A 13680-nucleotide genomic window follows, 5' to 3' on the forward strand; every position below is an offset into this window, starting at 1 on the left:
TGATTAAAAGAGTAGGGTGGCAGTTATGCAAAAACAAATTGAAGCAATTGAACAATTCGTACGAACAGCGTTAGCTCAGGAGCATAGTGGCCATGGTTTTGATCACATTCAACGGGTTGTCAATAATGCCCGCTTAATTCAACGCCAAGTTGGTGATGGCGACTTAACAACGATTACATTAGCCGCACTATTGCACGACGTGATTGATGAAAAAATTGTTAGCGATGTGGCACAAGCCCGCCAAAGCGTAGCGGCTGTTTTAACCCAAAATGGCATTGATAAGATGCAATCAACCACGATTTTTGACATCATCGATCATATGTCATTTTCTAAAAATATTAATCAGCACCAGACATTAAGTTTAGAAGGGCAAATCGTTCAAGATGCGGATCGGTTGGATGCGATTGGCGCGATTGGTATTGGCCGGACCTTTATGTATGGCGGCGCTCACGATGGGGTGGCTTATGATCCTGAAATTCAACCACGGGCCGAGTTAACCAAGGCTAATTATCGGGAACCTTCAACGGTGATTAATCATTTTTATGAAAAGCTCTTCAAACTCGCGGCGACGATGAATACGCAAGTGGCGCGAGAAATCGCAACCGCTAGAACACAAGTCATGCAAGATTTTGTGGCCGAGTACATTGCGGAATGGCAAGGTGCAAAATAACTAAAAAAGAACGTTGGCTAGAATTACTTCTGGTCAACGTTCTTTTTAGTTAATTTAATTCTGGTTCTGCTAACCAGTCGTTTTGTAAGAGTTCATGGGTTTTCTTTTTGAGGGGGAGCCAGAGTTCAGCGCGTAAAACGTTCACCAATGATTCCCAGAAAAGCCGATCCTTCTTTTGTTGATCGGTGATATGTAGTTCGATAATTTCGCCGGACTCGGTTGTCGCGAGGACCTTATCTTGACTATCAATACTTTTAATTTTAACGGATTCAATGTTTTGGCTTTTTATTAGCATATCGATCGCTCCTTTTAATCTATAACAACAGTATAGCCGGGGAATGTTATCAAACAATTGATATTTTATGAATAAAAATCGGCTTTTTTCTTTAAAAAAGGTTAAGTCGTTTCCTTAATCTTTAGATTAAGGTTTGGATTAAACTAGCCGTTTCCTCAATCGAGCGACCAGCAACGTTAATCGTCGTGGCGTTTAATTGTTCAAAAATCTGGTTGGCATAGGCAAGCTCGTCACCGACGGTTGTCATATTGGAATAGTTCGTTGTTTGCGGTAATCCCAAGGTGGCCAAACGTTCTTGGCGGATTTTTAGCAGTGTTGAAAGTGGCATGGTTAGACCGATAATCTTATGGGCGGGCACTTTGAATAATTCTTTTGGTAATGGCACGTTGGGAATGAGTGGTAAGTTGGCCACGCGATAGTTTTGGTTGGCCAAATACATACTGAGTGGCGTTTTTGAGGTCCGCGAAACACCTAATAGAACGATGTCGGCTTCTAATAAACCACGTGGATCTTGACCGTCATCGTAACGAACGGCAAATTCCATGGCGCTAATGCGATGGAAATAGTGTTCATCAAGTTTCCGTAATGAGCCTGGGGTTTCCAGCGATGCGGTTTGACTGCGTTCGCTAATGGCGGTGGTCAGCGAAGACAGAAGGTCGATTAAGGTTAAATGCTTGGCTTGGCAAAATTGCGTCACCGTTTCTTGAAGCGTGTGGTTAACAAGTGTTGTGACAATAATTGCCTGTTCTTGATGGGCATCTTGCAAAATGGGGGTTAATGTTTTTTGATCGGTAATAAACGGAAAGCGTTGAATTTTAAGGGTGACTGAAGCGGGGAATTGCGCGTTAACCGCTGCGATAACTGTTCGAGCAGTTTCGCCAATTGAATCTGAGATGATAAAAATTGGAATCGCTGACATTTTATAATCCTCCAAAAAATTATGATTGATTGTGTAGTCCGGCTTCGATGAAATAGCGCATAATAATTGATTTGGTGATTTTGCCAATGACGGTGATACCGTCGATTGCAACCACTGGCAATGAATCAACCTGATGGGCGATTAACCGTTGACCGGCGTGTAAGACAGATGTTTCCTCGGTGGTCGTTGTAATGTTTGGCATTCGCGTCATAATCATGGCAACAGGCGTAGTTTGTGTATTAGTTGTATTAATGGTTGCCCGCAGTAAGTCTTTTCGTGATAAAACACCTAGCAAACCTGACTGCTCATCCGTTACATAAAGCGACCCAACATCGTGCATGAATAGTTGCGTGACCGCTTCATCAATCGTTGTCGTTTGAGGGATTAAAAGAGGTGGGACCATCAGTTGACCGACTGTTTCTTGGTAGAGTTCATCGGTTAAGAGCGGCATCACTTCTTGGCCAACGTAAAAGTAGCCAACTTTAGGGCGGGCGTCCAAAATGCCGGTCATCGTTAAAATTGCGAAATCATTGCGCAGTGTTGCCCGAGAAAGGTGTAATTGATCAGCAATTTTAGTGCCGCTAATGGGTTGATTCGCTTTGACGATTTTGATAATTTCCTGTTGACGGTTAGATAATTCCATAAGCGCTCCTTTGAATAAATCGGGTTCAATAAATTCATTATAGGATAGCGTTACGCTAATTGCAATATATTCACATAATAGCGTGACCTATTAAAATTTATAAGATACACTATTGACTTGTAATGTGACACACTATATAATGCGGTTATCGATAAAATTTGGAGGCGCTATCATGAACTGTATTTATGCTTTTGCTGAAGATCAAACGTTAACCAATCAAGAATTAGGTGGTAAGGGAGCCAACTTAGCGGAAATGACGCGATTAGGATTACCCGTGCCAGCCGGTTTTACAATTACAACGGCTGCTTGTCGACAATACTTAGCAAGTGCTAAACAAGAGGCGGGCTTTTTAGAAGACGAATTAATGAAAGCGATTCATATTCTTGAAGAAAAGACGCAGCGGCAATTAGGGAATGCTGAGCAGCCGTTATTGGTGTCCGTCCGCAGTGGTGCACCAATCTCAATGCCGGGGATGATGGATACTATCTTGAATTTAGGGTTAAACGATCAAACGGTAATCGGCTTAGCTGAAATGACCAATGATCCATGGTTTGCTTACGATTGTTATCGTCGGTTGATTCAAATGTTTGGGGATGTGGTTTACGGTATTGATAAGCCAATTTTTGAAGCGGCATTAACGGCGCTTAAAAATAAACGGCAAGTTCAAAAGGATACAGACTTAACGTTAGTTGATTTAAAACAATTGATTGAAACCTATAAAGGCTTGTACGTAGCGGCCGGACAATATCAATTTCCACAGTCGGTTGATCAACAACTGCGACTGGCCATTGAAGCTGTCTTTAAATCATGGCAGAATCCACGTGCGCAGACTTATCGACGTTTAAATCAAATCGACGGTGCCATGGGAACCGCAGTCAACGTGCAACAAACGGTCTTTGGTAATTATCAGGGGCAAAGTGGAACCGGCGTTGCGTTCACTCGGAACCCAGCAACTGGTGAACCTGGTTTGTTTGGCGAATATTTATTGAATGCACAAGGTGAAGATGTGGTGGCGGGGATTCGAACCCCCGAACCAATTGCGACGTTAAAGGCGCAATTGCCAGTAATTTATGAACAATTCAAAATGATTGCCAATCAATTAGAAGCCCACTATCGGGATATGCAAGATATGGAATTTACGATTGAAGCTGGGCAGTTATATGTCTTACAAACACGGGTTGGCAAACGCACCGCACCGGCTGCTTTTAGAATTGCTGTGGATTTAGTTGATGAAGGGGTGATTGATCGGCCAACCGCGATTAGTCGCTTGAAGCCGACGATGATTGATGGGTTGTTACACCCACTTTTTGAAACTAGTGCGGTGCAACAGGCAACACAGTTATTGACTGGGTTACCAGCGAGTCCAGGGGCTGCTACTGGTGCGATCTATTTCGACGCCCAAAAAGCACAACAGGCACACGAAGCTGGTGAAAAAGTCATTTTAGTTCGCCAAGAAACGTCACCAGAAGATATTGATGGGATGGTAATCAGTGAAGCAATTGTTACTAGTCGTGGTGGGATGACATCGCATGCGGCAGTTGTTGCCCGAGGAATGGGCTGTTGTTGTGTCGTTGGTTGTCAGCAGCTTCAAGTGGATTATGAACAACGTGAGGCGCATTTTGCCGGCCGAGTTTTAAAAGAAGGGGCGATTATTTCGGTGGATGGTCATACCGGTCACCTTTATTTAGGGGCGTTGCCCCAACAAACCGGTGTTCATGAAACAACGCTTACAACGGTGCTCAGTTGGTGTGATGAGATTGCACCCTTTGCGGTTTGGGCCAATGCTGAGACACCTCAAGAAGTGGCGGCTGCTTTTGAATTTGGCGCACAGGGGTTAGGACTTGTACGGACGGAGCACATGTTCTTTGGCCCAGAACGAATTTTTAAAATGCGCCAAATGATTTTAGCAACTGAATTAGCGGATCGCCAAGTGGCGTTGGCGGCACTAAAAAGCCTCCAAATAACTGACTTTAAGCAAATCTTTTCATTAGCTGAAGAGCGACCATGTACAATTCGCTTGTTAGACCCACCATTGCATGAATTCTTACCGCAAAATGAAGCGGAACAGGCTGAATTAGCAACCGCGCTAGGCATTAGTCTGGCTGAAATTAAGCGACGGATTGCTGACAAAGCGGAAATTAATCCTATGTTAGGCCATCGTGGCAGTCGTTTGGCGGTGACCTATCCTGAAATTTACCAAATGCAAGTCTTAGCGATTGCTGAGAGTACCTTGGCGGTTCAAACAACGCACCACCATGCTGTAGCTCCTAAAATAATGTTGCCTCTAATTGGCACAGCGACTGAAATGGCATATCTAAAGCAACTATTACAGCAAACCATCAACGACTATTTGGTAGAAAATCAGCAACAACTAACTTATCAAATTGGCACAATGATTGAGATTCCGCGGGCGTGTTTAGTTGCGGATCAAATCGCAGCGACCGCAGATTTCTTCAGTTTTGGCACCAATGATTTAACGCAAATGACGTATGGTTTTTCCCGCGATGATATTGGCCATTTTATGCCGGATTATCAGCAACAAGGCTTGATGCCGGCTGAACCCTTTCAAACGCTTGACCAAGATGGTGTCGGTGCTTTGATGCAATTGGCGGTTCAAAAAGGCCGTCAAACCAAACCTGATTTATCGATTGGCGTTTGCGGCGAGGTCGGTGGTGATCCAGCAGCGATGCCGTTTTATCGTGATTTGGGCATTGATTATGTCTCGTGTTCACCATACCGTGTGCCAAGTGCGCGTTTGGCAGCAGCTCAAAGTCAATTAACATTGGTAGATTAAAATGCAAAAAAAGAACCCCTGCAATATCGAAAAAGATATTGTCGGGGTTCTTTTGGGAGTACTTAATTTTTAATTTTGCACCTTTTTGACACCAGCTGCGTCGACTTGGTAGCGGGATTCTTCGATTGGAAGGTCCGCTAGTGGTTGAAGATCAAACTCTGGGAAACGGCGGCTAATCGCTGTTGTTAAGAGGCGTTTAGCTAAGACACCGTTATGGGTTAAGATTGGGCCGTGGAAGTAAGAACCAAAGGTGTTTTTATAAACACAACCTTCAGTACCATCTTCGCCATTGTTACCATGACCACGGTTAACATAACCAAGTGGTTTTTCATCTTTTCCTAAGAAAGTCCGACCGTTATGATTTTCAAAGCCGAGGTAAGTTTCGTTAAATTCACGATTTTCAATCACGATATCGCCAATAAAACGGCTGTTATCTTGGCTGAGTGTATAGTGATCAAGGGCACCAATCCCAGGAATTTTATCACCGTTCGCACCGATGTAGTAGTGGCCCAATAATTGGTAACCACCACAAATGGCAAGCATTACGCCGCCATTTTCGATGTATGCTGTGAGTGCAGCTTTTTTACTGTTAAGATCTTCTGAAATGATTTTTTGTTCGAAATCTTGGCCACCACCGAAGAGGACGATGTCATAGCGGCTAGCATCGAAATCTTGGCCGATACTAATGACTTCTGTTTCAGTTTTTAAACCAATCTTTTTAGCGTAATAATCGAGGACTAAAATATTGCCGAGATCCCCATAAGTATTCATTAAGTTGCCATAAAGATGACAAATTTTTAAAGTTTGGGTCATACTGATAGTCCTTTCTTAATGTAGTTGGCCTCTGCCATTTTTTTACGTAATTGTAAGACTGCCGTGTAGGTAGCAAGTACGTAAACATGTTTCGTAGGGGCTGCTTCAATCGCTGCTAATGTCGCATCTAAGTCGGCTGTTTCGTGTAGTTGTTCGTCAGTAACGCCAGCTACTTTCAAGCGGAAAGTGATATCATCGCGACGTTCGCCACCAGTGATAACCGTTGGAATGTGGTGTTTCAAGAGGTCTTCGAATTCACCGTCCCAAATCCAACTTGTATCAATACCATCAGCGTAGTTAGCGTTCAGTAACATTGCCAATGAGAAATCTTCTGGATCAGAGCTAATCATTTGGAGGACTTGGTTTAAGCCAACTGGGTTTTTAACAAGCACCAATGTGACCGCCTTGTCCTTCAATTGAATCACTTCTTGGCGACCGAAAACTTTTTTATTTTGCGTGAAGGCTTTTTGAATATCCGAAACAGGGACATCCAAGAAGCGGCCAACGCTGTAAGCTGCGAGAGCATTATAGATGTTGTACATACCACCGATTGAGATTTCAAAAGGTGCTTGGTTAATTTCAAATTGAGAACTTGTTGGGCGCATTTCGTTGATGGCCGTCACTTGATCCGTTAGTTCAGGGCGTTTGAAGCCGCAATTTGGGCAGTAGAATTTGCCTTGGCTACTATAACTGATGAACTTGTAGTGAATGATATGTTGGCAAACAGGACACAAAACGCCGTCTGTATTGCTTGGTGCGAGCATTTCGCCATCTGGTTGATGATTAAAACCGTAGTAAATTTTAGGATTAGGTAATTCAACCGATGAGAAAAGTGGCACATCACCATTCATAATTAAGGTTGTATTAGGCACGAGCTTAACGCCAGCCAAAATCTTATTATAAGTGGTATAAATTTCACCAAAACGATCCATTTGATCTCTAAAGATGTTAGTCATCACAATTGCCTTAGGTTCAACGTAGCGGCAAAGTGGTTCGACGTTGGCTTCGTCAACTTCAAGAATTGCAAGTTGTTTTTGACCTTTTTTAGGATGATGGGCCAAAAAGGCCGTCGTAATTCCTTGCATCATGTTTGATCCTGTTGAATTGGTCATGATGTTGTCGTATTTTTGCTTGAGCGTTTGAACCGTCAAAGCCGTCGTCAACGTTTTACCATTAGTCCCAGTGATGATAATCACGTCGTAGTTTTTAGTTAAGTTTTTCAAAACAGCGGGGTCTAGATTTGTTGCAATCTGACCAGGTAAAGAGCTGCCGCCTTTCATAAAGGTATGTAAGAACCAGTATGAAAAACGTCCCGTTGTTGTTGCAAATGAACTTTTAATTGTCATGCAAGCCACCCTTTCAATGTTCATAATAATAGCATATTTTCTGGAAAACGACGATAGGGAAGTCATGAAGGGGCAAAATTTATAGAAACTTTAGTTTTTATCGGGGCCGATATTGTTGCGATTCCTATTTTCAGGTATACTAGATTAAAATGTGCTTTGATATAGGGGTGTTTGGAAATGGCGCAATTATTTTTTCGATATGGTGCAATGAACAGTGGTAAATCAATTGAAATTCTAAAAGTTGCTCATAATTATGAAGAACAGAATAAATCAGTGATTATCTTAACCAGTGGGATTGATAATCGTGACGGCGTGGGAATCGTTTCAAGTCGAATTGGTTTGAAACGCGAAGCAACACCAATTTTTTCGGACACGAATATTTACGAATTGGTTGAAGCAACTAATCCAGATGCCGCTTGTGTTTTAATTGATGAATCACAATTTTTAGAACGGCACCATGTTATCGAAGCTGCCAAAGTCGTTGATGATTTGAATATCCCGGTGATGGCGTTTGGTCTTAAAAATGATTTTAAGAATGAATTATTTGAAGGCTCGAAATACCTCTTATTGTTTGCCAATAAGATAGAAGAAATGAAGACCATTTGTTGGTTCTGCCGCAAAAAGGCGATTATGAACTTGCGAATGAATAACGGCTTGCCTGTTTATACAGGTGAACAGATTCAAATCGGTGGCAATGAAGCTTACTATCCAGTATGCCGGAAGCACTATTTTAACCCACCAATACAAGAAGAGATTGAAAAGGAAGGCTAATCATTCATGGATAAAATGTTTGAACAACTCGATGGTTTATTAGACCGCTATGCAGAATTACAGGAATTAATGTCTGATCCAGAAGTGATTAATGAAACCAGTCGCTACATGGAACTTTCTAAGGAAGAAGCGGGCTTGCGCGAAATTGTGGGCAAGTATACGCGTTTGAAGGAAGTTTTAAGCGAAGTGACTGAAAATGAAGAACTTTTGCGAGAAACAACCGATTCTGAAATGACAGAATTAGTTAAGGCTGATTTAGAAGAACTCCAAACTGAAAAAGCCCAATTAGAACAAGAAATTAAGATTTTAATGTTACCAACTGACCCTAACGATGAAAAAAATATCATCATGGAAATTCGGGGCGCTGCTGGTGGGGACGAAGCAAGTCTCTTTGCGGGTGACCTCCTCAACATGTACCAACGTTACGCTGAATCACAAAACTGGCAAACAGAAATCATCGATGAAACGGCTACTGAAGTCGGCGGCTTCAAAGAAGTTGCGATGATGATTACCGGTAAGAATGTTTATTCTAAACTAAAATATGAAAATGGTGCACACCGTGTTCAACGGATCCCAAAGACGGAATCACAAGGCCGTGTTCATACGTCAACAGCAACCGTTGCTGTTATGCCTGAATACGATGGTGTTGATGTCGAATTAGAAGCAAAAGATATTCGGGTTGATGTTTACCGTGCTTCTGGTGCTGGTGGTCAACATATTAATAAGACCTCTTCAGCTGTTCGGATGACCCATATTCCAACTGGGATTGTCGTTGCAATGCAAGATCAACGTTCACAACAACAAAACCGTGTTAAAGCAATGAAGATTTTACAAGCACGTGTTTATGATTATTATGAATCACAAAACCAGAGTGAATATGACTCAAGTCGTAAATCAGCCGTTGGTTCTGGGGACCGTTCAGAACGAATCAGAACGTATAATTATCCACAAAACCGTGTGACTGATCATCGAATTGGTTTGACGCTCAATAAGTTAGATCGCATTATGAATGGTGAATTAGGCGACGTAATCGATGCCTTAATCCTCTTCGATCAAACAGAGAAATTGGAGCAATTACAAGATGGCACAGCTCACTTATCTTAAAGCCCTGAATTGGGCTTTTTTATTTTTAGAAGAACGCAATAAGGAACGTGAAGCAGCGCGTTTCCTATTATTAGGACGTCATCATTGGACGACCACTCAATTAGTATTGCATTACAGAGATGAAATGCCCGCAAACGAGTATGAACAATATCAAGCCGATTTGGCGGCATTTGCGGAGGACCAACCGGCACAATATATTTTAGGTTATGCCAATTTTTACGGACGTGATTTTAAGGTGACGCCCGCAACGCTTATTCCGCGACTTGAGACCGAGGAATTGGTAGAATGGGTATTGTCAGTAGCCCCTGTTAAGGATAGACCACTAAAAGTGCTAGATGTCGGGACCGGTTCTGGTGCCATTGCGATTACCTTGGCCTGTGAACGCCCTGATTGGCAAGTGGCTGCGGTTGATATTTCACCGGCAGCAATTGCCGTGGCTCAACAAAATGCCCAAACATTAGGTGCAAAGGTTGACTTCATCGAAGGTGATTTCTTGACGCCTGTTATGGGGCAACAATTTGACGTGATTGTTTCGAACCCGCCATATATTGCAGAAGACGAACGCTCTGTCATGGATGCTTCGGTACTTAAGCACGAACCGGATTTAGCGTTATTCGCGCCTAATAATGGGTTAGCCTTTTATGAACGCTTTGCGCAGGAAGTCCCCGCATTTTTAGAACCAGATGGCGCACTCTTTTTAGAGTTCGGTTATCAACAAAAAGAAGCGATTGTTCGGATTTTTGAACAAAAAGATCCTCTGTTTAGCTTAGAAGTACAAAAGGATATGGCAAATTGGTCTAGAATGATGCGTGTGAGTTACGATTTTAATCGGAATTTGTTATTATAGAATAAGATGTTGATTAAGGAAGGCATACAATGGAAACAAAACGATACACAGTCAACCAAATTGAACAAGCAGCCGCTGCTTTAAATGCGGGCGAATTAGTTTCTTTTCCAACCGAAACGGTTTATGGCTTAGGGGCAGATGCGACTAATCCAGCAGCCGTTAAGAAGGTCTACGCTGCCAAAGGACGTCCTAGCGATAATCCATTGATTGTCCATGTTGCTTCGGTTGAAACGGTTGAACATTACGCAGTGACGTCAAACCCGGCTTTTGGGCAATTAGTCAAAGCTTTTTGGCCTGGTTCATTAACGATTATCTTGCCCTTGAAGCATGGGGCATTTGATGCCGTTGTGACGGGTGGTTTGAAAACCGCTGCTTTTAGAATGCCAGACAATCAAGTGACATTGTCATTGATTAAAGCCGCTGGGGTACCAATCGTTGGTCCATCAGCTAATACTTCTGGGAAACCAAGTCCAACGCTTGCTGATCATGTATTACATGATTTGACAGGGAAGATTGCCGGCGTCATTGATGACGGGCCTACCGGTGTTGGCTTGGAATCAACGGTTATTGACTTAAGTGTCGCAACCCCAGTTATTTTACGACCAGGCGTGGTAACACAAGAAGCTATTGAACGCGTCATTGGTCCAATTATGACCAATAAGCACAAAGTCGGAGCAGCAGAAACACCGAAAGCACCCGGGATGAAGTATAAGCATTATGCGCCTAACGCACAGGTTTATATTGTCGCTAATCCGGATGACTTTGATGCTGCGATTGACTGGGCTAGCCAACAAGCTGTCCCATTTGGTGTGATGGCCGTCGATACGATTTTGGAAAAGCAAGCAAAAGTCCGCTTCAAGGACCAATTCTCATTAGGTGAATCGGTTGTCACAGCGAGCCAGCATTTATTTGAAGGACTACGGTATTTTGATTTGAATCCGGAAGTTAAACTAATCCTTGTCCAAGGCTTTGCCAAGGAAGGTGTTGGTTTAGCGTATATGAACCGTCTCGAAAAATCAGCAGGGCAAAAGTATTTTAGCAAGCAACAAGCCGATTAATGGTTAAGTAATTGCCTAATGACCAGTGATCGTGAATTGCAAGTGAGCACTTTTGACCCAATAATCCCCCTAAGGAGTGTTGTGCATGTTAGCTAAGACAGATCCAGTGATTAATGATTTAATTAAGCAAGAAGAAAATCGGCAACGTCATAATATTGAATTAATTGCGTCTGAAAATATTGTTTCGGGTGCTGTTCAAGAGGCACAGGGCAGTGTGCTAACGAATAAATATGCGGAAGGTTATCCCAACAAGCGGTTTTACGGTGGTTGCGAGTATATCGATCAAATCGAAACACTTGCAATTGAACGGGCTAAAGAATTATTTGGTGCCGATCACGTCAACGTCCAACCTCACTCTGGTTCACAAGCTAACATGGCGGTTTATCAAGCGCTATTAGAATCTGGCGATAAGATTCTAGGGATGAATCTAACTGATGGCGGCCATTTAACGCATGGGTCACCGTTCAACTTTAGTGGCCAACTCTATGACTTTTATAGCTATGGCGTTGCTGATACCAACGAACAATTGGATTATGCTAGCTTAGCTGCTAAGGCGCAAGAAGTGCATCCTAAGATGATTGTTGCTGGTGCTTCAGCTTATAGTCGCACAATTGATTTTCCGCGGTTACGTGAAATTGCCGATCAGGTTGGTGCCTATTTGATGATTGACATGGCCCATATTGCCGGTTTAGTCGCAACGGGTGTTCATCCGAGTCCAGTGCCATATGCCGATGTTGTCACAACGACCACTCATAAGACATTGCGGGGCCCGCGTGGTGGGATGATTCTTTGCAAAGCAGAATATGCTAAGGCAATTGACTCTGCCATTTTCCCAGGGATTCAAGGTGGACCACTAGAACACGTGATTGCTGCTAAAGCAGTTGCATTTGGTGAAGCGCTCCAACCAGAATTTACAGCTTATACAAAACAAATTGTTGCAAATGCGCAAGCAATGGCAGCTGTCTTTGACCAATCAGATTTAGTCCGGGTCGTTTCGGGGGGGACGGACAACCATTTGATGCTATTGGACTTGACCAATAGTGGCCTAAATGGAAAAGAACTGCAAAATCTATTGGATAGCGTGCATATTACGGTTAATAAAAATACAATTCCGTTTGAAAAATTAAGTCCGTTTAAGACAAGCGGGATTCGAATTGGCACACCGGCCATTACATCGCGTGGCTTTAAAGAAACGGATTGTGAACAAATTGCCAATTTAATTCTAGAAGTGATCGAAAAACATGATCAACTAGAAGCGATGACAGCAATTAGTGAAGCGGTCTTGAAATTAACCGACCAATTCCCAATCACACAAGCAAAGTTTTTAGATTAATTTAGGAATACCGCTAGTTTTTTACTGTGATATACGCTACAATAGTAAACAGAATTTTAAGCGGAAAGGAGAGTGGCTCAGAGGATGTTTTCTTTGGAGTCACTCTTTTTTGTTGAAATTCTTTCCATCAAATTGAATAGAATAGGGGCAAAAGGTAATGGCAAAGTTCACAGTTTTAAATCATCCGTTAATTCAACACAAATTAACAATTATTCGTAACAAGAATACGGGGACTAAAGTGTTCCGTGAAGTGGCGAATGAAATTGCCGAATTAATGGTTTACGAAATTACGCGCGATCTAGCAATGGAAGACGTTGAAGTTGAAACACCAATGGGCCCAGCTATTGAAAAGCAACTGAGCGGTAAAAAATTAGCAGTTGTCCCAATTTTACGTGCCGGTTTAGGCATGGTCGACGGCGTTTTAGAATTGATTCCAGCTGCTAAGGTCGGTCATATCGGAATGTATCGTGATGAAAAGACGCTTCAACCACACGAATATTTCGTTAAATTACCAACAGATATTGACCAACGTCAATTATTCATCGTTGATCCAATGTTGGCAACTGGTGGTTCTGCTATTATGGCAATTGATGCCCTTAAAAAACGTGGCGCAACATCAATGCGTTTAGTTGTTTTAGTAGCAGCACCTGAAGGCGTTAAAGCTGTGCAAGAAGCACATCCAGATGTTGATATTTATGCAGCTGGTTTAGATGATGGATTGAATGAAGAAGGCTACATTTATCCTGGTTTGGGCGATGCCGGTGATCGCTTATTCGGGACTAAATAATTAATGCACATATAATAGGAGGCGTTCGGCGATTTGGCGGACGCTTTTTTGATACCCAACGTTACATTTTGAACATGCTAACGCTTTATTTAACGCTTAACCGACTCAACAAAAAATAATTACAAATTAATCACTAATTACTTTGTACTTTCAAATTAATGGTGGTATTATCTTAATTGTGTTGCGGTAATAATTTATGCGTCTCTTTACATAAATGTTACTGTTTTTTAGGTTAATTGGTTGTACGTAGTTGTTAATCGGAAAACTCGCGTTAACTATTAAATAAGCCTAGGGAAGGAG

Annotated in this window: 13 protein-coding genes; 8 read left to right on the forward strand and 5 right to left on the reverse strand. The window is 42.4% G+C overall.

From position 1 onward, the window contains the following. Positions 1 to 25: 25 nt before the first annotated feature. Positions 26 to 670 (forward strand): HD domain-containing protein, encoded by a 645-nt coding sequence (locus tag LEUCM_RS06440; RefSeq protein ID WP_016265272.1) that lies wholly within the window; start codon positions 26 to 28, stop codon positions 668 to 670. A 49-nt stretch (positions 671 to 719) separates the two neighbouring features. On the opposite strand, the gene LEUCM_RS06445 is transcribed toward LEUCM_RS06440, so the two are convergent. From LEUCM_RS06445 to LEUCM_RS06455, 3 genes are all read right to left on the reverse strand, one after another. After that, complete coding sequence (locus tag LEUCM_RS06445) at positions 720 to 965, reverse strand: hypothetical protein (protein ID WP_016265271.1); 246 nt, start codon at positions 963 to 965, stop codon at positions 720 to 722. A 121-nt stretch (positions 966 to 1086) separates the two neighbouring features. Next, positions 1087 to 1884 (reverse strand): pyruvate, water dikinase regulatory protein, encoded by a 798-nt coding sequence (locus tag LEUCM_RS06450; RefSeq protein WP_016265270.1) that lies wholly within the window; start codon positions 1882 to 1884, stop codon positions 1087 to 1089. A gap of 19 nt (positions 1885 to 1903) precedes the next feature. Further along, the gene (locus LEUCM_RS06455; RefSeq protein WP_016265269.1) at positions 1904 to 2527 is read right to left on the reverse strand and encodes a helix-turn-helix transcriptional regulator; all 624 of its coding nucleotides are present in this window, start codon (positions 2525 to 2527) and stop codon (positions 1904 to 1906) included. A gap of 172 nt (positions 2528 to 2699) precedes the next feature. Between LEUCM_RS06455 and ppdK the strand changes: the two genes are divergently transcribed. Further along, positions 2700 to 5321, forward strand: coding sequence for a pyruvate, phosphate dikinase (ppdK, locus tag LEUCM_RS06460; RefSeq protein ID WP_035148785.1), 2622 nt, complete (start codon positions 2700 to 2702; stop codon positions 5319 to 5321). A 69-nt stretch (positions 5322 to 5390) separates the two neighbouring features. Here the strand turns inward: ppdK and LEUCM_RS06465 are convergent, their stop codons facing one another. Together LEUCM_RS06465 and LEUCM_RS06470 are read right to left on the reverse strand one after the other, a co-directional pair. Continuing rightward, positions 5391 to 6134, reverse strand: a complete 744-nt coding sequence (locus LEUCM_RS06465; RefSeq protein WP_016265267.1) for a type 1 glutamine amidotransferase — start codon at positions 6132 to 6134, stop codon at positions 5391 to 5393. Further along, a complete protein-coding gene (locus LEUCM_RS06470) occupies positions 6131 to 7480 on the reverse strand; it encodes a Mur ligase family protein (RefSeq protein ID WP_016265266.1) in 1350 nt (449 codons plus the stop codon). The genes LEUCM_RS06465 and LEUCM_RS06470 overlap by 4 nt, the downstream gene beginning before the upstream one ends. Before the next feature lie 177 nt (positions 7481 to 7657). Between LEUCM_RS06470 and LEUCM_RS06475 the strand changes: the two genes are divergently transcribed. From LEUCM_RS06475 to upp, 6 genes are all read left to right on the forward strand, one after another. Beyond that, positions 7658 to 8251, forward strand: coding sequence for a thymidine kinase (locus LEUCM_RS06475; RefSeq protein WP_011374837.1), 594 nt, complete (start codon positions 7658 to 7660; stop codon positions 8249 to 8251). A gap of 6 nt (positions 8252 to 8257) precedes the next feature. Further along, positions 8258 to 9355 (forward strand): peptide chain release factor 1, encoded by a 1098-nt coding sequence (gene prfA / locus LEUCM_RS06480; protein WP_011374836.1) that lies wholly within the window; start codon positions 8258 to 8260, stop codon positions 9353 to 9355. After that, the gene (gene prmC / locus LEUCM_RS06485; RefSeq protein WP_016265265.1) at positions 9333 to 10202 is read left to right on the forward strand and encodes a peptide chain release factor N(5)-glutamine methyltransferase; all 870 of its coding nucleotides are present in this window, start codon (positions 9333 to 9335) and stop codon (positions 10200 to 10202) included. The genes prfA and prmC overlap by 23 nt, the downstream gene beginning before the upstream one ends. A gap of 29 nt (positions 10203 to 10231) precedes the next feature. Continuing rightward, complete coding sequence (locus tag LEUCM_RS06490; protein WP_011374834.1) at positions 10232 to 11260, forward strand: L-threonylcarbamoyladenylate synthase; 1029 nt, start codon at positions 10232 to 10234, stop codon at positions 11258 to 11260. Between the two features lie 85 nt (positions 11261 to 11345). Beyond that, positions 11346 to 12593, forward strand: coding sequence for a serine hydroxymethyltransferase (glyA, locus tag LEUCM_RS06495; RefSeq protein WP_016265264.1), 1248 nt, complete (start codon positions 11346 to 11348; stop codon positions 12591 to 12593). A 157-nt stretch (positions 12594 to 12750) separates the two neighbouring features. Beyond that, a complete protein-coding gene (upp, locus tag LEUCM_RS06500; protein ID WP_011374832.1) occupies positions 12751 to 13380 on the forward strand; it encodes a uracil phosphoribosyltransferase in 630 nt (209 codons plus the stop codon). Positions 13381 to 13680 lie beyond the last annotated feature (300 nt).

This window comes from Latilactobacillus sakei subsp. sakei DSM 20017 = JCM 1157 (genome assembly GCF_002370355.1).
GTDB lineage: Bacteria > Bacillota > Bacilli > Lactobacillales > Lactobacillaceae > Latilactobacillus > Latilactobacillus sakei.

Bases quoted from the DNA above. Each gene is read 5' to 3' on its own strand.
- LEUCM_RS06470 (WP_016265266.1), bottom strand. From the start codon at position 7,480: ATGACAATTAAAAGTTCATTTGCAACAACAACGGGACGTTTTTCATAC.
- LEUCM_RS06475 (WP_011374837.1), top strand. From the start codon at position 7,658: ATGGCGCAATTATTTTTTCGATATGGTGCAATGAACAGTGGTAAATCA.
- LEUCM_RS06490 (WP_011374834.1), top strand. From the start codon at position 10,232: ATGGAAACAAAACGATACACAGTCAACCAAATTGAACAAGCAGCCGCT.
- glyA (WP_016265264.1), top strand. From the start codon at position 11,346: ATGTTAGCTAAGACAGATCCAGTGATTAATGATTTAATTAAGCAAGAA.
- upp (WP_011374832.1), top strand. From the start codon at position 12,751: ATGGCAAAGTTCACAGTTTTAAATCATCCGTTAATTCAACACAAATTA.
- LEUCM_RS06440 (WP_016265272.1), top strand. From the start codon at position 26: ATGCAAAAACAAATTGAAGCAATTGAACAATTCGTACGAACAGCGTTA.
- LEUCM_RS06465 (WP_016265267.1), bottom strand. From the start codon at position 6,134: ATGACCCAAACTTTAAAAATTTGTCATCTTTATGGCAACTTAATGAAT.
- LEUCM_RS06455 (WP_016265269.1), bottom strand. From the start codon at position 2,527: ATGGAATTATCTAACCGTCAACAGGAAATTATCAAAATCGTCAAAGCG.
- ppdK (WP_035148785.1), top strand. From the start codon at position 2,700: ATGAACTGTATTTATGCTTTTGCTGAAGATCAAACGTTAACCAATCAA.
- prfA (WP_011374836.1), top strand. From the start codon at position 8,258: ATGGATAAAATGTTTGAACAACTCGATGGTTTATTAGACCGCTATGCA.
- LEUCM_RS06450 (WP_016265270.1), bottom strand. From the start codon at position 1,884: ATGTCAGCGATTCCAATTTTTATCATCTCAGATTCAATTGGCGAAACT.
- LEUCM_RS06445 (WP_016265271.1), bottom strand. From the start codon at position 965: ATGCTAATAAAAAGCCAAAACATTGAATCCGTTAAAATTAAAAGTATT.
- prmC (WP_016265265.1), top strand. From the start codon at position 9,333: ATGGCACAGCTCACTTATCTTAAAGCCCTGAATTGGGCTTTTTTATTT.